The sequence below is a fragment of the Phyllobacterium sp. 22229 genome (assembly GCF_052056495.1).
GTDB lineage: Bacteria > Pseudomonadota > Alphaproteobacteria > Rhizobiales > Rhizobiaceae > Phyllobacterium > Phyllobacterium myrsinacearum.
Genome location: NZ_JBQEPA010000004.1, coordinates 116,410 through 134,333, shown reverse-complemented (window position 1 = coordinate 134,333; position 17,924 = coordinate 116,410). Strand labels below are relative to the sequence as shown.

Sequence of the window (17,924 nt, the reverse complement as noted above, 5' to 3'; positions counted from 1 at the left end):
ATCATGCCTGTATCCGATCGCACCCAACAATTCGCCAATACCGCGCTTTCGCAATTGTTCAATCGCGCGTTTGCACCGCTCGCCAATGCCGTGGCAGCCGGCCGCATTCCGGGGGGCGTGTTCGGCATCGTTGATCGGGATCAGCGCCGGATTATCCAGGCGATTGGCTCAGCTCAACGCATTCCGAATATCAGACCGATGCGGGTCGACACATGGTTCGACCTTGCATCGCTGACCAAGGTCATCTTTACGACGCCGCGTATCCTTGCTTTGGCGGAAGCGGGTATTATTGACCTCGACGCACCGCTCATTTCCGTATTGCCGGATCTGCGCCAGTATGATGCGAACGCCTGGGAGCGGAAAATCACATTCCGGCAATGTCTTGGGCATCAAACGCCGTTACCAGCTGTTGCCCCCATCTATACCTATGGCCGCGATTCGGATTTGCTGCGCAGTTTCATCCTGCAGCGCGAATGGCCGGCCGGGGAACCGGTCTATTCCGATATCAACTTTATTCTTCTGGGCTTTGTACTGGAGCGCCTGTCCAAACGCTCCATCCGTGACATTGATCCGGGGCCAGGCTTTGCATTCTCTGCTGCCCCTGATGCTGCAGCGGCCACCGAGGATTGTACCTGGCGGCACCGGGTGCTCTCGGGCGAGGTGCATGACGACAATTGTGCCGCCTTGCAGGGGGCTGGTCATGCCGGACTGTTCGGAACGGCCCATTCCGTCCTGGATTTCGCGCAAGGTCTGCTGGATGGAACCGGAGCATCCGAGGGTGCGATTGCGCTTATGAAAGAACCTCTGTCCGCCAAACGCACGCATGGGTGGGAGCGGCCGTATGACGACTGGTCCGGTGGTGGATTGTGTTCTGCAGATACAATCGGTCATACGGGCTTCACCGGCACCGGCCTGTGGATTGATTTCGACAAAGGCAGGGCATGGACACTGCTCACCAACCGCATTCATCCGACGCGCCATTTCGACAGTGGAATAGCCTTGCTTCGGCAAGAAGTCGGCAATCTCGTCAACGGATCGTAGGAATTCAACCATGGGACCAATATGGGCCGTCGGCCTGATGACCGGCACAGTACTTGATGGCAATATTGACGTTGCCCTGATCAAAACCGATGGCGAACGCATAGAGGCGTTCGGCGCTTACGCGCTGACCCCCTACGACGCATCCGTTCGAGTTCTGCTGGAGGAGACGTTGAACCAGGCCCGTGTCTGGAATTTCAACGGCCCCGAACCGGTGATCTTCCGGCAAGCCGAAGAGGCGCTGACGCGCGCGCAATCGGCAGCGGTCCAGGATTTGGTCAATGGTGCCGGCCTCACAATGGCCGACATCGGCATCGTCGGGTTTCACGGCCAGACTGTCCTGCACCGCGCACCGCAAGAAGGCCGTCCCGGTGCAACCCGACAGCTTGGCGATGGCGAATTGATGAGCGCCATTCTTGGAACGAAAGTCGCCTATGATTTCCGCTCGGCGGATATGCGCATGGGCGGGCAGGGCGCTCCTTTGTCAGCGGCCTATCATGCCGCGCTGCTGCAGGCTGCCGGGGTTGGAAATGACACCGCGATGCTGAACCTGGGCGGTGTCGCGAATGTCACCTGGTGGGACGGCGACGGTGGTTTCATCGCATTTGATACCGGGCCTGCCAATGCGCCGCTCAATGATTTCGTCAAGTCGAAAGGGCTGGGTGAAATGGATCGCGACGGTGCTCTGGCTTTGGCCGGAACAGTTGACGAAGAACGCCTTTCCAAGCTCCTGCAGCATCCTTATTTGACAGCCCCTTATCCAAAATCATTGGACCGCTTCGACTTTGGCGCAGAAATGGCCGATGGCCTCAATGCACGGGATGGGGCGGCACTTCTGTCGGCATTTACCGCATCGGCCGTCGGGAAAGCGCTCGATCTCTTGCCGCAACGGCCCCGGCGGCTGGTGGTTTGCGGAGGCGGCCGCCGCAACCCGGCGATCATGGCCATGCTTGCGGATCGTGCCGGCGTCGAAGTTGTGTCCGCCGAAGCCTTGGGTTTGCGCGGCGACGCGGTCGAAGCGGAATGCTTTGGTTTTCTTGCGGTGCGCGTCCTCAGGGACCTGCCGATCAGTTTTCCGACGACGACAGGCGTTCGCGAGCCTACGTGTGGTGGACGCGTCGCAGGTTAGTCAGAGCCGTTTCTGCAGGAAGATGCGGTTACGCCCCATCGGAAAATCAGGCAGGGTGGCAAAGGTCTGGTATCCCTGCTTCAGGTAAGTCTTCGCGGCACTTGGATTGAAGGTATCAATATAAGCGCCATGGCATCCGCGTTTCGCCGCTTCTCGTTCTGCGACAGCAAGCATTCTGCCTGCCATGTGCTGTCCGCGAAAACTCTCATCCACCCACAACCATTGGATATAGAGCCATCCCCACGCGGTGTAGCCCGATATTCCACCGACAACCCTATCGCTTTCATCGCGCACAAAGACCGCAAGTGGCATTCTCTGGCTCGGTCCGACATCGCTGTCGTTGAATGCCGTCAGCTGATCTCCCAGGAATTTGAGATCGGTTGGCGAGGGAGTTTCTGTGACTTCGAGATGGATGTTCATTCTACCGCATGGACAAGTCAGATCAGTAACATCAGGCTAGAATAATATATTCCTGATTTCAATGCGTTATGGATATTTTATTCCTTTCTGCAAAGAGCGTTGATGCCGATCCCATTTTGCCCGATGTGGCCTTCAGCTGTGGTTGATCATGACCTGACGCACCGCCGTATCGGCGTGGAAACGCGTGACGCAAACCACCGAACCGCCCATATCCGTCACGCGAGCGTGATGATGTGTGGCAGGCGAGCACCCGCCACCACATTGCCGTCGGCAGCAAAAAGATGGGCCTTGGCCGGATCAAAAAATGCCTCCAGCGTTTCTCCAACTGCAACCTGTCCATCGAGAACAACCGTAATGGTTTGTCCGTTCGCCGCGGTCGCGTAGACCACGGTTTGACCGCCCAGGCTCTCGACCAGCACGACTTTCAGCGAACCAAGGGCGGCACCGGTGTTTGGGTCTATGCTGATATGTTCAGGACGGATACCCAGTGTCATCGGCACGTCCTGCCGGCCGGCCGCCGCTGATCCAGTTGCGTTAGCATCGGCCTCGATCCCGGCGGCAGAGATCTGCAGGAAGTTCATTTTCGGCGAGCCGATAAAGCCGGCGACAAACAGGTTGCGCGGATGATTGTACAGATCAAGGGGCGCACCGACCTGTTCGATCCTGCCATCGCGCAGGACAACGATCTTGTCCGCCATGGTCATCGCCTCGACCTGGTCATGGGTGACGTAGATCGTCGTGTTGCCCAGTCGCTGCTGGAGCTTGGCGATCTCCACGCGCATCTGAACCCGCAGCTCCGCGTCAAGGTTTGACAGGGGTTCGTCGAACAGGAAAATTTTCGGTTCGCGCACGATGGCACGGCCAATGGCAACACGCTGGCGCTGTCCGCCGGAGAGCTGCTTCGGCTTGCGGTTCAACAGCGGTTCAATTTGCAGGATCTCAGCGGCCCGCTGCACCCGTTTTGCTATTTCAGCCCGCGGCAGCCGCGCCGTTTCAAGACCAAAGGCAAGATTTTTGTAGACGCTCATATGGGGGTAGAGCGCGTATGACTGGAAAACCATCGCAATCCCCCGCTCTGACGGCGTGACGGCATTCATGCGCTCGCCGTCAATCAGCAGATCCCCGTCGCTGATGGCTTCGAGACCTGCAATCATCCGCAGCAATGTCGACTTGCCGCAACCTGACGGACCGACGAAGACAGTGAATTCGCCGGGATCGATCGTCAGGTTCACCCCGTGGATGACCTGCAGATTACCGTAGCTCTTTACAACATTCTGGAGCTCAACTGCGGTTGCCATGCGGCACCTCATCTGTCTGCCGGAATGCGGCGGGAATCCAGCTTTCATAGTTCGGGTGGTCGTTCGGAATCGGCAACTCCACGTCCTGATGCGTCAGTGATGAGTAGTAGAATGCGGTGACCAATTCGAGTGCCCTGCGTGAATCGGCACTTGTCACCGGAAGCGCGCTATCATTTTCAAGCGCATCGAAGAACCGTGCCATTTGTGTTTGGAAGCGCGACGGAACATGTTTCCAGTCTTTGAGCAGGGCGTCGATCTTGTCCTTCGTTGCCTGATCCCGTGGCAGGATAACCCAGGGTTTTGCGCCGGGGTTATAGGCCTCGTGGTCGCTTTCGAACGTTACATGCTCGAAGGTGAGACGGATACGGGTGATTTCATCGGCGGAGCCCAGGGTGGCGGTGAAGCTGGCAAGCGCGCCGTTGGTCAGTTCAATCGAGGCAGTGACGCAGTCTTCCACCTCGATCTTGTTGACCCGGGTGGCGACCCGGCCAAACAGACGTTTGATATCGCCCATTAGATAATTGAACAGATCATGCTGATGGATGGCATGCGTCATCAGCACGCCGCCGAGTTCCGTCGCCCATTTGCCGCGCCACGGCACTTCGTAGTAGTCCGGTCCGCGCGTCCAGAATGTTTCGACGGAACCGATGAACGGTTTTCCCGCGATGCCGGCGTCGATAATGGCCTTTGCCTGTTCGATCCCATCACCAAAGCGGTACTGGAACACTGGCATCAGGCGGCCCTTGGACAATTTCTCCTGGGCGATAACCTGATCCACCTCGGACAGCGACCCGACGAGGGGCTTCTCGCAGATGACGTGTTTCCCCGCCTTCAGCGCTTTCATGACCATCGGGAAGTGTAGTTTCGGCGGCGTGCAGATATCGATGATATCAAGATCGTCCATGGCCAGCAGGTCGTCGAAATCAGCAATCCGGCGCTCGACGGAGAATTCATCCGCAAGCGCGTGCATTTTTATCTCGTCAATGTCGCAGATGGCGAGAAGCCTGAATTTGTCGGCATTGGGAACATATCCCTCGACAATATGGCTTCTGCCGATACCGCATCCGACGACGGCGACTGTTCTGAGGCGTGTCATTGATTCCACTCCGTACCGCGCTCGGCCAGTTGCTGAGCGGTCAAGGCAAGTTTCATGGCGTTGAAGCATCGTTCCTGCGGCATGGCCGTTTCGGTCCGGTTGCGCACGTCATCAAGGAATTGCCGTCCAAAGGGCAGGTCCACGGCCGTACAGTCCATATGCTGGACGCCGTCCGCGTTGACCAGGAAAAGGTGGTCCGTGCCAGGGCGTCCATTGATGTCGATATATTTGCGAAGCTCGATATATCCTTCCGTGCCGAGGATGGTTAGGCGGCCATCGCCCCAGGTGGGAAGTCCCTGCGGTGTAAACCAGTCAACGCGGACGTAGCCGGATGTACGTTCTGTCTTCATGTGGACATCGCCGATGTCCTGCAGGCCGGGTTGAGCCGCATTGCCCCGGTTGGCAACGGTGGCCGAAATGATTTCCCCGTCGATCGCATTGGAAAAGAACAGAAACTGTTCAAACTGGTGGCTGGCGATATCGCAGAGAATTCCGCCGTATTGTGCTCTGTCAAAGAACCAGTCGGGCCGGTGATTGTTGCGGATGGCGTGGGGCCCGAGACCGACGGTGTTGATAACCTCGCCAATCGCTCCTTGAGCGACAAGGCTGCCCGCCTTGACCGTCGCCGGCACCTCAAAATGCTCGGAATACAGGACGCTGTATATTCGCCCGGTGGCCTTCTGGACCGCCCGAATGTCCGCCAGCTGTTCAAAGCTTGTCATTCCCGGCTTGTCGGATAGAACATCTTTTCCATGCTGCATGGCGGCAATCGATATCGCGGCGCGCTCGGCCGGAATTGCGGCAGTGGTTATGATCTGGATGGACGGGTCGTCGAAAATCGCGCGCGGATCGGCAACGCGTGTGGCTTCCGGAAATTTGCTGGAAAATGCGGTGGCAAGATCATCTTCCTGCGCATGAAAGGAGACAAAACGCGCTCCCGCCCGTTTCAGGCACTCAACCTGACCGTAGATATGGCTGTGATTGATGCCAATGGCTGCAAAATTCAGATGGGACATGGCTTATCGTTTCATTCCTGTGGTTGCGATGCCTTCGATCAGAAGACGCTGGAAGAAGAGGAAAAAGGCGAAGATTGGCACAAGGGACAGAACCGACATGGCAAAGAGGCTGCCGTAGTCGGAAATGCCGGTTGAGTCCGTGAAGGTGCGAAGCCCCAGCATCACGGTGTATTGCCGCATGTCGCTGAGATAGATGAGGGGGCCGACGAAATCGTCCCACGTCCAGATGAAGGTGAAGATTGCTGCGGTCGCCAGCACCGGCGTTGAAAGCGGCAGGATAATCTTCCAGTAAATCCGCCAGGGCGAACAGCCGTCCATCATGGCGGCCTCGTCCAATTCCCTGGGCAGCCCGCGGAAGAACTGCACCATCAGGAAGATGAAGAAGGCGTCGGCCGCGAGAAACTTCGGGACAACCAGCGGCAGGATGGTGTTCACCCAGTCCAAGTGCCGGAACAGCACATATTGCGGGATGAGCGTGACCTGATAGGGCAGCATCATGGTCATCAGCATGAGGGCGAACCAGAAGTTGCGCCCCCGGAACTCCAGCCTGGCAAAGGCATAAGCCGCCATGGAACAACTGAGCACGTTGCCCGCCACCGACAACAGCGCAATAACGAGCGAGTTCTTGAAGAAGGTCTCGAAACCAACCTTCAGTCCGCTCCATCCACGGACATAGGCATCAAAACGACAGGATGACGGCCAGATGCTGACCGATGTGAATATCTCCTGCTCGGGACGGCAGGAGGCCGCCAGCATCCACAGAAGCGGATACAGCATCACCACGCAGGCGATGATCAGGACGATATGCGTTGCGCCCAATGTCAGATATTTTCGCGCGCTCTGTGACGCCTCTGGCACTACAGCCGGTTGCTTTGCGGTGTCAGTCATAGTGCACCCAATACTTCGCTGTGAGGAAGGCAAAGGCGGTGAAGATCGCAACGAGCGCAAGAAGAACCCAGGCAAGCGCCGAGGCGTAGCCCATGCGGAAGAAGCCGAATGCCTCCTGATAGAGGTAAAGCGTATAGAACAGGGTCGAGTTGATGGGATTGCCGGTACCGCCGGAGATAATGAAGGCCGGCGTAAAATTCTTGAACGCTTCTATGGTCTGAATGATCGCATTGAAGAAAACCACCGGGGACAGCAGGGGCAAAGTGATCTTGATGAACTGCCGCCAGCGTCCGGCACCATCAAGGCTGGCAGCCTCGTACACATCTGCAGGAATTTGCCGCAGGCCAGCGAGAAAAATGATCATCGGCGAGCCAAACTGCCAAACCGACAGGATGATGAGCGTCCAGAGGGAATAGGAGGGATTGGATATCCAGCTTGGCCCGGCTATGCCGAACAGCGCCAGAAATTTGTTGACCAGCCCGTTGCCCGCAAAAATTTGCCGCCAGAGTATGGCGATTGCCACGCTGGCTCCCAAAAGCGACGGCAGGTAGAACAGGGCGCGGTAGATCGGCAAGCCCTTCATGCCGCGGTTGAGCAACAGGGCGACGGTCAAGGCCGCGATCAGTTTCAGCGGCACGGAGAGGACGACGAAGAACAGGGTGACGCGCATGGACGTCATGAATTTCGGATCGGTCGTGAACATGCGGATGTAGTTGCTGGCGCCGACCCATTTGGGATCGGTCAACAGATCGAAGTTTGTGAATGACAGATAGAAGGACCAGATCATCGGCCCGACTGACAAGCCGAAGAAACCAATGAACCAGGGAGCCAGGAACAGATAGCCGTAGCGTTCCCTGGAGCCAAAACCGCGTGACAGCTCTCCTGTTGCTGCCCGCCGGTTTGTGCGGGCAGCTGGATTAGAGGCGGTGATGTCCATGGTCAGCCCCTGCTCAGCAGATCATTGGCAAGTGCAACAAATTCAGGCCCGGCCTTTTCGGGTGTCTTGGTCCCGAATGCGACTTCCTGGCTGAGGGTTCTGAGGACAGAGAGTTCGATCTCCCCTGCAGCTTTCGGCGGCGACGGAGGAATTGGTCCAAGCAGGTCACCGAGATTGGTGACGAAGTCGAGTGCCATCCGGCTGTTTTCGTTGAGCGTCGCTGCAATGGCCTCGCGCGCGGCAGCCGAACAGGGGATGCCCCGCTCCGTACCGAGCAGCTTGGCAGCATCAGGGTCGCTGACAAAAAAGCTGATGAACTTGGCCGCTGCCGCCTTTTGCTTGGATGAACCGGCGACGGAGAACAGCATGGCCGGCTTGCGGTAGTGGCCGCCGCCCGTGGTTGCCGCGACGCGCGGATAACCGCACAGTGCGAGCTTGTCTTTGACGAGCGCCTGCAAGGCTACAAGCTGGTTGGAATTGGCGGGGAACATCGCAGCCTTGCCGGTCACAAGCATCGAGGTCTCGAGCGAACCCGTGTCGAGCGCCTGATCTTCCGCGGTCACGCAGATTCCGGCATCGCGCAGCTCAGTCCACAATTTGAACCACTGAACAATATCGTCCGCATCGAATGCAAGTTTGCCGTCTGCCGTGTAGAGCGCCTTGCCACGCTGCCGCAGCCAGTTTTCCAGAACCGGCTCAAGCCCGGATGTATCTGCAATCGCCCTGATGCCGCCGCGTATATTGGCTTTCTTGAACGCCGCGCCAATGTCGCGAAGACCGTCATAGGTAAGGGCGTTTGTCGGAACCGCAATGCCTGCTTCCTGGAAGGCATCCGTATTGATCATCGTGGCGCATGAATTCGCCCCGAGACTGATGCCATACAATTTTCCGCCGACTGAGCCGCCCGCGAGCTGATCCTTGTCGAATTGACCGAGATTGAGCGCGTCGCCGATGAACTCATCAAGCGGTGCAATCGCCTGACGCGAAGCGTACTCCACGATGTAGCGGTAATCCATCTGCAGCACATCAGGCGCGTTGCCGCCGGCGGTCTGCGTGGCCAATTTTGGCCAGTAATCGTTCCATGACAGGAACTCGCTTTGAACGCTGCCACCCTCTCTCTTTGCGTAGAGGTCCGCGGCTGCGTTGGTGACTTGGGCTCGCGTCTGACTTCCCCAGAAGATGAGACGCAGATTATTGCCTTCTGCAAAGGCCATCCGGCTCCCCATGGCTCCCATTGCCAGCCATGCGCTTGTCGCCTTGAGAAAATGACGCCTGTCGATTTGTCCGTTCATAGTGCCTCCCACTGAAACGAGCCGGCATCGGTCTCCTCACCGGATGACGGCACGCAACAGTAACAGGTCACCAGACTATGGAAAAATACGAAATGAGCATCGTATTATAGATAAAATCTATATCATGACGCCGAGTCATCATCGTGTGGATGCCGGAAGCAAACGCGCTGGCAGCTACCTCACCGGTCCTCAGAGGGGAGCAAATGTCATGGACAAGGTATTCCAGCAGTTTCTTGCTATCGCGGAAGCCGGCACCATCAGCGGGGCGGCAACCACATTGTTCGTGACCCAGCCCACGCTGACATTCAACATGAAAAAGCTGGAAGATAGCCTTGGTGTGCCCCTGTTTGTGCGCACCTCGCGCGGCATTACCCTCACCAGTTACGGCGAGACGCTGTATGAAAACACCCGTGTCATGCGCCGCCTCTACGACAATACAATCGCGTCCATCGAGGAACAGCGCGCGCGCCGTGAGCAAGGTCTGAATATCGGCACCGGCTATTCCTGGTGGTCACTTTTCCTCAAGGACCTTATCCTTGATTATCGCCGGAGAAATCCAAATGCGCCGATTTATGTGAGCATCGGTAATCAGTTGCGCTGCATGGATCAGTTGCTCTCCGGCGATACTTCCCTTTTCATCGGCCATGAGGTGAAGGGCATGGCGCGGGATACAGGGACGACCTTCCTCCCGCTGACACAGGTGCACAATGGTTATTTTGTCCGGGCGGGTCACCCACTGCTCGATAAGCCGCGAAGACTGGCCGAATTGGAGGAGTATCCGGCTGTGGTCAGCAACTCGCCGGAAACACGGCACTTGAGGCTTTTTGGCTACAATGTCAGGGAGCGGGCCGACATCGCTTCCAATGCCTACAAGTTTGCATTTGCCTCCAACTCATTGGCGGCTTGTCTTGATTACATCAAGGAGACGGATGCGGTCTTCTGTCACTCGGCCGTGATGTCGCACACGTTCAGGCAACGGGACGTCTATCCCGTCATTGTTGAAGACGAGAACGTGCTCGAGAGGTTCAATGTGGGCATTTATGTTCTGCACGAGCGAATGGAAGACGCGTTTGTCAGCCGGTTGATCGACGATATAAAGGCGGCCGCCGCCCGGGTATTGTCAACAGCTTGATGGTACGGGCCTCCTTGTCCATCAAAGCAGTGAGCGCAGCCTGATCCATGCCGCGCTCACTACGCCATGGTTTACCGTTCGATCTTGCGGTTCCAGCGGTTGTTCCATTCCGGCCGGTTTTTGTTGATTGCGTCCCAGTCCACAACCTTGGCGTTGCCCATATAGGTCTGGAAGGCCGTCAATTTTTCTTCTCCTCCCGCTGTTCCCGCACGCGTCTTGACGTTGGAAGGGACGATATTCCCCTTGTCCAGCGCCTTGGCCTGTGCTTCGGCGGAGAGAAGATACTGGGCCAGTTTCTGGCTGAGTTCCGGTTCGCTGTTGTTGGCGATCACGCACTCGGAAACCGTCAATACGACCGAGCCTTCTTTCGGCTGGGCATATTCGACTGGAATGCCCTTTTCCTTCAGATTGTTGACGGCAGTCGGTGTCAGCGGGAAGATCGCGGCATCGCCAGTCTGGACCATTTCCGAGATTTTTGCCGAACTGGAGATATATTCAAGAACATTCTTGCCAATTGTATCGGCGAATTTTTCGAATCCCGGTTCGACATTGTTCTCATCGCCGCCTTGGATCCGGTTGAACATCAGAAACGCATGCAGACCAAAGGTCGAGACGGAAGCCGACTGGAAGACAACCTTGCCCTTGAATTTGGGATCGGCAAGATCCATCCACGATGTGGGTGCACTCCAGCCGTTCTGGTCGAACATCTGCTTGTTGTAGGCAAGGCCGGTCATACCCATGTCAATGCCGACGGCCATGTCGTCCTTCATGCGTGCTCCGGGCGTGATGTCGCCAAGAACAGGGGATGCCTGCAGTTTCTGGCACAGGCCCGTGCCAATCGCCCGGACCATGACACCGTCGTCCAGGAACATGACGTGCATCTGCGGATTGTCCTTGGCGGCGGTTGCCTTGGCAAGAATATCGGCGGATGTGCCAGGCACGACGACCACCTTGACGTCATTGGCCTTTTCAAATTCAGGAAAGACATCCTGGGTGAATGTGCGCTCGTAATTCCCGCCATTCATCCCGACATAGAGCGTTTTCGTTTCAGCCTGCGCGTGCGAGGCGGCAAAAGCAGCCACGGTCAGGGTGATCGTGGATACCAGGCAATTATTCAACCATTTCATTGTGAGTTCCCTTTTTCTCATTGTGTTGTGAAGACATGTTCCGGAAGCGTTCAATCGAAAAGGCATCGATCGGCGTTGCTGTTTCGCCTGATGTGATGAGGTCGCACAAAACGGCACCCACTGCCGGTGCCACCTGAAAACCGGCGCCGCAAAAGCCGAATGCATGAAAAAGTCCCGGTGTCGTGCCGCTGGGGCCAATGACGGGATTGTTGTCGGGAAGCTGTCCTTCCGTCCCCGACCAGAACCGGATCACATGTGCGCCGGCAAGATGCGGGAAAAGCGTGGTGGCCCGTTTCATGACGGAGAGCGCCGCTGTCGTGGATGGGCGGGAAAAATCGGGGTCGGCAAGGGCGTAACCACGTCCGCCGCCCATGATATAGTTTCCGCGCGTCACCTGCCGGCAGTAGAAGCCGCCGCCTTCTTCGCCCAGGCTGACGGGCAATCGCGGTGCCAGAGGCTCGGTCACGACCATCGAGGGATAGATGCGCGAGAGCGGCGCTGGTTCATCGAAACCGGCGGCAATTTTGTTGGCCCAGGCACCGGCGCTGTTGATGAGGAAGCGGCAGGTTATTTCGCAATCTACGCCCGCCTGGAGGGCAAACCCGTCATTTGTGTGCACGGCCGCATGAACAGCGGTGTGTTCAAGGACAATCGCCCCGGCATCCCGTGCTGCCTTGGCAAAGGCTGGCGACACCAGCCGGGGATTGGCCTGTCCGTCGTCCGGGCTCAGCGAAGCGCCGGCGACGTTTCCGAACAGCCATGGGAAACGGGCTTTCGCCATCGCGCCGGTGTAGAGCTCGAGATCAAGACCAAAGGATTTTACGGTTTCCGCGTAGTGTTCGAGCTTTGCGAAATCCTCCGGCGTGCGCGCGAGTTTCAGATGGCCGCTGCGCTGGTATTCTCCATCGATCCCGATCAAAGCGTTTAGTTGCGGCCAGATCTGGTGTGCCCGTTGCGAGAGTGGCAGCTGGCCCATCGGGCGGCCCTGACGCCGCACGCCGCCATAGTTCACGCCGCTCGCTTGCGCCCCGCAAAAGCCCTTATCCATGAGGATGACCGAGAGACCCGCCAAGCGCAGTGCAAGCGCGGCCGAACTGCCAACAAGGCCGCCGCCAATGATGGCCACATCCGCGGAGAAACGCCGGGTCATGAGCCAGCCTCGTGCAGAGACAGCGGCAGCGGCTTGATGGGCGCCTGCGCCCGCAAGCGGCCGATCTCTGCGAGTTTGAGCTTTTGCGTCGAGGCAAGGATTTCAGCCATGGCCGCGCTGCACATACGGCCCTGACAGCGGCCCATGCCGGCGCGGCTCAGCGCTTTCAGCCGGTTGAGCTCGCGAAGGTCGTTTCCATGCACGGTGTCGATAACGGAGGAAACGGTGATTTCCTCGCAGCGGCAGAGTGTTGTCGCACCGGGAATCTGGTCAAACCAGTTTTGCGGAAAGGGAAATGCCTTTTCGAGAATGTCTCTCAATTTGGCTTTGCGCTGGCGCGCTCCGGCAAGCACGGACATGCGCCGGGGATCAGCAGCCATTCCGGAATCCTGAATCACGGCGAGGGCGGCAAGTTCACCGGAAATCTCCGCGGCATCGGCGCCGGCAATGCCGCTGCCATCACCGGCAAGGTAAATACCTTTGCAGCTTGTGCGGCCTGCATCGTCCGTTACCGGCAGCCAGGTACGATCCCTGTCATCAAAGCGGAATGGACAGCCTGCAAGGTCAGCCAATTGTGTTTCGGCGCGAAGTGCAAAACCATAAGCCACTGCATCGCACGCTATGGAATGCGTCTTTGCGCCTGACTTAAAACTCAACCCCTCGACATGTTGAGAGCCGTTCACGCCCGTTGGACGAACGTTGTAGTGAAGCTTTACCCCGCGGCGCACGAGCCTTGCTGCGTAGGACATGCCTGTAAGCACAAGACGCGGATCGAACCGGATAGCGGAGAGAAGATTGAGCTTGGCCGCAAACGGAGCTGTGTCGAGCACGGCGGCCACATCGCCGCCAGCCTTCACATATTGCCAGGCAACCAGGTAGAGAAGCGGGCCTGATCCGAGGAAGACGACCCTCTTGCCGATGGTGCAGCCCTGCGCTTTCAGCGCGGTCTGGGCTGCGCCCAGCGTATAGACGCCTGGCAATGTCCAGCCGGGAAAAGGCAGCACGCGGTCCGTGGCGCCGGTCGTCAGGATCAGGTTTTGAAAACCGATCCGTTGATGCACTCCATTTGCGGTGAGGTGGAGCTGATTGTCCGCAATATTCCAGACCAGTGTCTGCGGCCGGTAGTCGATGGACGGGAGCAGAGCATCGAACTCCCGGTGCAGTCGGGTGGCTTTGGCCGCTTCCGAACCATAAAGATCGGTTGCACTGCGGCCGTCATCGACGAGCGGGCGGCGGTAGATCTGGCCACCGGCACGCAAACCTTCGTCAATTACAACCGGACGCAGCCCCGCGGCGACAAGCGCTTTGGCGGCGCAGATTCCTGCGGGCCCGGCTCCGACAACAACAACGGATGCAGTCTCATTCATTGCCGGATTCTCTTGTTGTAAACGCCATATGTGCCTCGAGCGGCGTGGTGCACGCGCGCACCCGTGTTCCGCAGGCAAGGGTCACGAAGCAATCCTGACACGCTCCGATAAGACAGAACCCTGCACGCGGTTCGCTGGTGAATTCACTCCTGCGCAACTGGCCGGTCACCGACATGATGGCCACGAGCACCGTGTCGCCGCGCCGTCCCGAGTAGGCGGTGCCATCTATCGTAAACGGGATATGCGCTTCATCGCGTCTGAAGTGACGCTGAAACTGGGGCCGGGAATAATGCGTCGCCATCAGCCTTTTCCAACCAGCAGTTGATCAAGCCCGAACAACCTGTCGAGGATGATCATCGTCACACCTGTCAAAGCGATCATCAGGGTCGAGACAGCGGCCATCATCGGATCGATTGACTCGCTCGCATACATGTACATGCGCACCGGCAGGGTGACCGTTGATGGCGCAGTCACGAAGATGGACATGGTCAGTTCGTCAAAGCTGTTGATGAAGGCGAGCAGCCATCCGCCGCTGATGCCAGGCAGGAGCATCGGGAAGGTGATGCGCCGGAACACGGTCCACTCACCGGCACCAAGCGTACGCGCCGCCATTTCAGCGCTGAGGTCCATGCCGTTCAGGGCGGCCAATATCAGGCGGAGGGCATAGGGCATGATCACCATCACATGGGCGGCCACGAGCCAGCCGAATGAACCGGTTGCACCGATGAACGAAAAGAGGCGCAGGAATGCCACGCCAATCACCAGATGTGGAATGATGAGCGGCGACAGAAACAGGGCATTGAGTGCATCCCTGCCTCTGAACGAATAGCGGGTGATGGCAAGCGCTGAGGGCACGGCGAGCATTGTGGAGATGGTTGCCGAAAACAACGCCAGACGCGCGCTGTTCCAGAACGAGGCGACGAAGTCGGGATGATGGAAGACCGCCGCAAACCACCGCAGGGATAGGCCATTCCATGGCAGGGAAAGCGTGTTCTGGGGCGTGAAGGCGACAAAACAGACCACAATCAGGGGTGCCAGCACGAAAAGCACGATCAGCGTGTGAAATGCGAGGGCAAAGGGGCCGTTCTTCTGCATGGGATTATCCGAGCCTCCGCTTTGCCTGACGCTCCACCATGCGGTTGTAGGCCAGCATGATCGCAAGATTGGCCAGGAGCACGATGATGGCGATCGCCGCGCCGAGCGGCCAGTTCAGCTCGATCAGATATTCATCGTAGACCACGGTCGCAGCCATTTTGAGCCGCCGTCCGCCAAGCAGGCCCGGGATGGCAAAGGCACTGGCCGAAAGCCCGAAAACGATCAGGCTGCCGGAGAGAATGCCGAGCGTTGCCTGGGGAAAGACAACCCGCCGCAACGCGGTAAACCGCGAAGCGCCCAGCGACAGGGCGGCAGCCTCAACCGTCGGATCAAGCTTCTGCAAGGCCGTCCACACCGGAATGACCATGAAGGGCAGCATGATGTGAACGAGCGCGATGACAATGGCCGTTTCCGTATAAAGCAGTTGTACCGGCTCAAGGCCGAGCACGGCCAATGCGTGGTTGACGAGGCCGTCGCGGCCGAGCAGCATGCTCCAGCCAAAGGTCCTGACAACGACGGACACCAAAAGCGGCCCGATGATGACCAGCAGGAAGATCGAGCGCCATGGCTTGCCCATACGCGTGAGAATATAGGCCTCCGGTGTTCCCAGGAGGACCGCGATCACCGTGGTGAGCAAGGCAAGACGCAGTGTCCGCCAGAATATGGCGAGGTAGTAGGGATCCTGGAGAACGGTCAGATAGTTTGCCGTTGTGTACTGGTTTCGCACCCCGCTGCTGTAATCATAGACATTGAATGACAGAACGGCTGTCAATGCGAGGGGCAAAAGAATGAGCCCGACAAAGAGCAATGTCGCCGGTGCTGCGAGAAGGAACGGTGCCAGCGGACGCGGCGGGGTTCTGGTTGCAGCGCCCGTCATGATTGCAGAGCGCTTTCTTGTTCTGCGGCCAATACCCGGCATTCTTCGATGTTCCACGTTAATCCCGTGATGTCTCCCTCGGATGGCGGGGGAGCGCCGAGATTGGCCACCGCAACGGATATTTCGCCCGCCGGGGTCGAAACGCTGAGAAGCCAGTGGTTCCCGAGAAAGTAACGGCTCGATACCGGTCCGTGCAGCATGGCGCCGGCGGGATCCGTCAAGCGGATCTTTTCCGGCCTGACCGACAGGCAAAGTTCGCCGCCGGGATAGCTGCCGGTTGCCGGAATTTTCAGATCCGTGTTGTCAACGAGCAGCGATACGCCTGTTGCTTCATTCATCGCCCGGGCGGCCAGAAAATTCGACTTGCCGACGAAGGAGGAAATGAAGTTGTTCTTCGGATGTTCGTACAGGCTGTAGGGATGATCGACCTGCGTGATCTTTCCACCTTCCATCACCACGACTCTATCGCTGATGGACAGGGCTTCCGCTTGGTCGTGGGTTACCATGATCGTGGTGATGCCGACGACGCGCTGAATGCGGCGCAGTTCGAATTGCATCTCTTCGCGCAGTTTTGCGTCGAGATTCGAGAGGGGTTCGTCGAGAAGCAATACGGGCGGCTTGATCACCAGCGCCCTGGCGATGGCCACCCGCTGGCGCTGGCCGCCGGACATTTCACGCGGATAACGGTCGGCAAGGGCGGTCAGCTTGACCAGCGAAAGGATTTCCGCAACCTGTCTGTCACGCTCAGCCTTTGCAACTTTTCGCATTTCCAGGCCGAAGGCGACATTCTGTGCAACGGTCATGTGCGGAAAGAGCGCATAGCTCTGGAAGACAACGCCAAGGCCGCGTCTGGCCGGTTTCTCCCGTGTGATATCCCGGCCATCGAGGGTAATTCTGCCGTTTGTCGGCGTCACCAGTCCTGCAATCATCTGGAGGGTCGTTGTCTTGCCGCAACCGGATGGCCCCAGCAGCGAAATGAATTCGCCCCTTTCGATTTCCAGATCAAAATCGCGAACAGCCGCAAACTCTCCATAAAGTTTGGAAACCTGCTCGAGTTGCAAAAATCCCATGCCGCAATCCCCTGTATTCAGATCCGCCATCGTGGTTGCTGTGTGGCAGTTTCACTATTAGTGACCGGAATTCGCAAGGTTCAGCAATTAGAATCTTGTATTTTGGAATAAAAATAATAAAAATTTCGGAATGCAAAATTATATTGCACATTAGGGGAATGATGGTCGCGGAAATGAAAGAGCAGATCGAGACAAGCACGAGCCTGAACAAGGCCGTAAATCTCATGCGGGCACTCGCACGCGGGCCGGCAGAGGGCATGCGCCTGAAGGATATGGCCGTGACTGTCGGGTTGAATCAACCGTCGGCCCATCGCTTGCTGAAATCGCTGGTTGCAGAGAGCCTGGTCGAGCAACTGCCGGGCAGCAAATTGTATCGCCTGTCACTTGAGTTCTTTTCAATGGCTGCTCAGGCGCGCCGCCGCGATGGTATTCTGGAGATCGCAAGGCCGTCACTCCTGCGGCTCTCGGCAACCCTGAATGACACGGTGTTTCTTCTCGTGCGCAGCAATTTTGATGCTGTCTGCCTGGACCGCGTGGAAGGCCCCTTCCCGATACGCTCCTTTACCGGGGATATCGGCGGGAAGGTGCCGCTTGGAATTGGTCAGGGGAGTATTGCCATTCTGGCCTTTCTGCCGGAACCGGAACGTGACGCAATCATTCAATTCAATATGCCCCGCATTCTTGACCGCTCGCAGATCGACGAGGTCGATTTGCGTATCAAGATTGAGGAAGTGCGGCGCTTGGGAGCGGCCCATATCAATTTCGACATGATCGCAGGCATGGCGGGTCTTGGTGTGCCCATCATTGACAACAAGGGCAGTGCGGTCGCCGCTCTCAGTATCGGTACACTGTCCGACCGGCTGACTGACGCACGCCGCGCTACCATGACGGAACTTTTGAAGTCAGAGGCGGCTGCGATCAGCGCCAAGCTTAATCCCTTTGATCCGGCATTGCGTTATCCCAGCCAGGCGCTCTCGCGTTAGACTTTGGGG

Annotated in this window: 18 protein-coding genes; 4 read left to right on the top strand and 14 right to left on the bottom strand. The window is 57.8% G+C overall.

The window, feature by feature from the left end; translation table 11 throughout:
• Window positions 1-3: 3 nt before the first annotated feature.
• On the top strand, window positions 4-1,041 hold the full coding sequence (locus tag ACTJJ7_RS06225; RefSeq protein WP_440966036.1) for a serine hydrolase domain-containing protein: 1,038 nt from the start codon (window positions 4-6) through the stop codon (window positions 1,039-1,041).
• Between the two features lie 10 nt (window positions 1,042-1,051).
• Entirely contained in the window at window positions 1,052-2,167 is a 1,116-nt protein-coding gene (locus tag ACTJJ7_RS06220; RefSeq protein WP_440966034.1) for an anhydro-N-acetylmuramic acid kinase, read from the top strand.
• Here the strand turns inward: ACTJJ7_RS06220 and ACTJJ7_RS06215 are convergent, their stop codons facing one another.
• The 7 genes from ACTJJ7_RS06215 to ACTJJ7_RS06185 form a co-directional block, all read right to left on the bottom strand.
• On the bottom strand, window positions 2,168-2,587 hold the full coding sequence (locus ACTJJ7_RS06215; RefSeq protein WP_105734891.1) for a GNAT family N-acetyltransferase: 420 nt from the start codon (window positions 2,585-2,587) through the stop codon (window positions 2,168-2,170).
• Between the two features lie 215 nt (window positions 2,588-2,802).
• Window positions 2,803-3,885 carry an ABC transporter ATP-binding protein gene (locus ACTJJ7_RS06210; RefSeq protein ID WP_440966032.1) on the bottom strand — a complete coding sequence of 361 codons (1,083 nt, stop codon included), beginning with the start codon at window positions 3,883-3,885 and terminating at the stop codon, window positions 2,803-2,805.
• Window positions 3,869-4,981, bottom strand: coding sequence for a Gfo/Idh/MocA family protein (locus ACTJJ7_RS06205; protein ID WP_440966031.1), 1,113 nt, complete (start codon window positions 4,979-4,981; stop codon window positions 3,869-3,871). Before ACTJJ7_RS06205 ends, ACTJJ7_RS06210 begins: the two co-directional genes overlap by 17 nt.
• A complete protein-coding gene (locus ACTJJ7_RS06200) occupies window positions 4,978-5,997 on the bottom strand; it encodes a Gfo/Idh/MocA family protein (RefSeq protein ID WP_440966030.1) in 1,020 nt (339 codons plus the stop codon). The genes ACTJJ7_RS06205 and ACTJJ7_RS06200 overlap by 4 nt, the downstream gene beginning before the upstream one ends.
• Before the next feature lie 3 nt (window positions 5,998-6,000).
• Window positions 6,001-6,774 (bottom strand): carbohydrate ABC transporter permease, encoded by a 774-nt coding sequence (locus ACTJJ7_RS06195; protein ID WP_440966278.1) that lies wholly within the window; start codon window positions 6,772-6,774, stop codon window positions 6,001-6,003.
• Between the two features lie 103 nt (window positions 6,775-6,877).
• Window positions 6,878-7,822 carry a carbohydrate ABC transporter permease gene (locus ACTJJ7_RS06190; RefSeq protein WP_440966028.1) on the bottom strand — a complete coding sequence of 315 codons (945 nt, stop codon included), beginning with the start codon at window positions 7,820-7,822 and terminating at the stop codon, window positions 6,878-6,880.
• 2 nt (window positions 7,823-7,824) lie between these two features.
• The gene (locus tag ACTJJ7_RS06185) at window positions 7,825-9,114 is read right to left on the bottom strand and encodes an ABC transporter substrate-binding protein (protein WP_440966026.1); all 1,290 of its coding nucleotides are present in this window, start codon (window positions 9,112-9,114) and stop codon (window positions 7,825-7,827) included.
• Window positions 9,115-9,322: 208 nt separating this feature from the next.
• On the opposite strand from ACTJJ7_RS06185, the gene ACTJJ7_RS06180 reads away from it, so the two are divergent.
• Window positions 9,323-10,246 (top strand): LysR family transcriptional regulator, encoded by a 924-nt coding sequence (locus ACTJJ7_RS06180; protein ID WP_440966024.1) that lies wholly within the window; start codon window positions 9,323-9,325, stop codon window positions 10,244-10,246.
• A gap of 71 nt (window positions 10,247-10,317) precedes the next feature.
• On the opposite strand, the gene ACTJJ7_RS06175 is transcribed toward ACTJJ7_RS06180, so the two are convergent.
• From ACTJJ7_RS06175 to ACTJJ7_RS06145, 7 genes are read right to left on the bottom strand one after another with little or no spacing between them, the layout of a single operon-like run.
• Window positions 10,318-11,373: an ABC transporter substrate-binding protein gene (locus ACTJJ7_RS06175; protein WP_130272433.1), complete on the bottom strand. Its 1,056-nt coding sequence runs from the start codon at window positions 11,371-11,373 to the stop codon at window positions 10,318-10,320.
• The gene (locus ACTJJ7_RS06170) at window positions 11,357-12,523 is read right to left on the bottom strand and encodes an NAD(P)/FAD-dependent oxidoreductase (protein ID WP_440966022.1); all 1,167 of its coding nucleotides are present in this window, start codon (window positions 12,521-12,523) and stop codon (window positions 11,357-11,359) included. The genes ACTJJ7_RS06175 and ACTJJ7_RS06170 overlap by 17 nt, the downstream gene beginning before the upstream one ends.
• Window positions 12,520-13,890 (bottom strand): FAD-dependent oxidoreductase, encoded by a 1,371-nt coding sequence (locus ACTJJ7_RS06165; protein ID WP_440966020.1) that lies wholly within the window; start codon window positions 13,888-13,890, stop codon window positions 12,520-12,522. Before ACTJJ7_RS06165 ends, ACTJJ7_RS06170 begins: the two co-directional genes overlap by 4 nt.
• Entirely contained in the window at window positions 13,883-14,191 is a 309-nt protein-coding gene (locus tag ACTJJ7_RS06160; protein WP_440966018.1) for a (2Fe-2S)-binding protein, read from the bottom strand. The genes ACTJJ7_RS06165 and ACTJJ7_RS06160 overlap by 8 nt, the downstream gene beginning before the upstream one ends.
• Window positions 14,191-14,985: an ABC transporter permease gene (locus ACTJJ7_RS06155; RefSeq protein WP_440966017.1), complete on the bottom strand. Its 795-nt coding sequence runs from the start codon at window positions 14,983-14,985 to the stop codon at window positions 14,191-14,193. The genes ACTJJ7_RS06160 and ACTJJ7_RS06155 overlap by 1 nt, the downstream gene beginning before the upstream one ends.
• Before the next feature lie 4 nt (window positions 14,986-14,989).
• On the bottom strand, window positions 14,990-15,862 hold the full coding sequence (locus ACTJJ7_RS06150; protein ID WP_440966016.1) for an ABC transporter permease: 873 nt from the start codon (window positions 15,860-15,862) through the stop codon (window positions 14,990-14,992).
• Window positions 15,859-16,932, bottom strand: a complete 1,074-nt coding sequence (locus tag ACTJJ7_RS06145; protein WP_440966014.1) for an ABC transporter ATP-binding protein — start codon at window positions 16,930-16,932, stop codon at window positions 15,859-15,861. Before ACTJJ7_RS06145 ends, ACTJJ7_RS06150 begins: the two co-directional genes overlap by 4 nt.
• 158 nt (window positions 16,933-17,090) lie before the next feature.
• Here ACTJJ7_RS06145 and ACTJJ7_RS06140 point away from each other — a divergent pair, with 158 nt between their 5' ends.
• On the top strand, window positions 17,091-17,915 hold the full coding sequence (locus ACTJJ7_RS06140; RefSeq protein ID WP_440966013.1) for an IclR family transcriptional regulator: 825 nt from the start codon (window positions 17,091-17,093) through the stop codon (window positions 17,913-17,915).
• Window positions 17,916-17,924: the final 9 nt, after the last annotated feature.

Excerpts from the sequence above, each read along its gene's own strand:
- ACTJJ7_RS06225 (WP_440966036.1), top strand. The coding sequence starts at position 4 with ATGCCTGTATCCGATCGCACCCAACAATTCGCCAATACCGCGCTTTCG.
- ACTJJ7_RS06220 (WP_440966034.1), top strand. The coding sequence starts at position 1,052 with ATGGGACCAATATGGGCCGTCGGCCTGATGACCGGCACAGTACTTGAT.
- ACTJJ7_RS06215 (WP_105734891.1), bottom strand. The coding sequence starts at position 2,587 with ATGAACATCCATCTCGAAGTCACAGAAACTCCCTCGCCAACCGATCTC.
- ACTJJ7_RS06210 (WP_440966032.1), bottom strand. The coding sequence starts at position 3,885 with ATGGCAACCGCAGTTGAGCTCCAGAATGTTGTAAAGAGCTACGGTAAT.
- ACTJJ7_RS06205 (WP_440966031.1), bottom strand. The coding sequence starts at position 4,981 with ATGACACGCCTCAGAACAGTCGCCGTCGTCGGATGCGGTATCGGCAGA.
- ACTJJ7_RS06200 (WP_440966030.1), bottom strand. The coding sequence starts at position 5,997 with ATGTCCCATCTGAATTTTGCAGCCATTGGCATCAATCACAGCCATATC.
- ACTJJ7_RS06195 (WP_440966278.1), bottom strand. The coding sequence starts at position 6,774 with ATGCTGTATCCGCTTCTGTGGATGCTGGCGGCCTCCTGCCGTCCCGAG.
- ACTJJ7_RS06190 (WP_440966028.1), bottom strand. The coding sequence starts at position 7,822 with ATGGACATCACCGCCTCTAATCCAGCTGCCCGCACAAACCGGCGGGCA.
- ACTJJ7_RS06185 (WP_440966026.1), bottom strand. The coding sequence starts at position 9,114 with ATGAACGGACAAATCGACAGGCGTCATTTTCTCAAGGCGACAAGCGCA.
- ACTJJ7_RS06180 (WP_440966024.1), top strand. The coding sequence starts at position 9,323 with ATGGACAAGGTATTCCAGCAGTTTCTTGCTATCGCGGAAGCCGGCACC.
- ACTJJ7_RS06175 (WP_130272433.1), bottom strand. The coding sequence starts at position 11,373 with ATGAAATGGTTGAATAATTGCCTGGTATCCACGATCACCCTGACCGTG.
- ACTJJ7_RS06170 (WP_440966022.1), bottom strand. The coding sequence starts at position 12,523 with ATGACCCGGCGTTTCTCCGCGGATGTGGCCATCATTGGCGGCGGCCTT.
- ACTJJ7_RS06165 (WP_440966020.1), bottom strand. The coding sequence starts at position 13,890 with ATGAATGAGACTGCATCCGTTGTTGTTGTCGGAGCCGGGCCCGCAGGA.
- ACTJJ7_RS06160 (WP_440966018.1), bottom strand. The coding sequence starts at position 14,191 with ATGGCGACGCATTATTCCCGGCCCCAGTTTCAGCGTCACTTCAGACGC.
- ACTJJ7_RS06155 (WP_440966017.1), bottom strand. The coding sequence starts at position 14,985 with ATGCAGAAGAACGGCCCCTTTGCCCTCGCATTTCACACGCTGATCGTG.
- ACTJJ7_RS06150 (WP_440966016.1), bottom strand. The coding sequence starts at position 15,862 with ATGACGGGCGCTGCAACCAGAACCCCGCCGCGTCCGCTGGCACCGTTC.
- ACTJJ7_RS06145 (WP_440966014.1), bottom strand. The coding sequence starts at position 16,932 with ATGGGATTTTTGCAACTCGAGCAGGTTTCCAAACTTTATGGAGAGTTT.
- ACTJJ7_RS06140 (WP_440966013.1), top strand. The coding sequence starts at position 17,091 with ATGATGGTCGCGGAAATGAAAGAGCAGATCGAGACAAGCACGAGCCTG.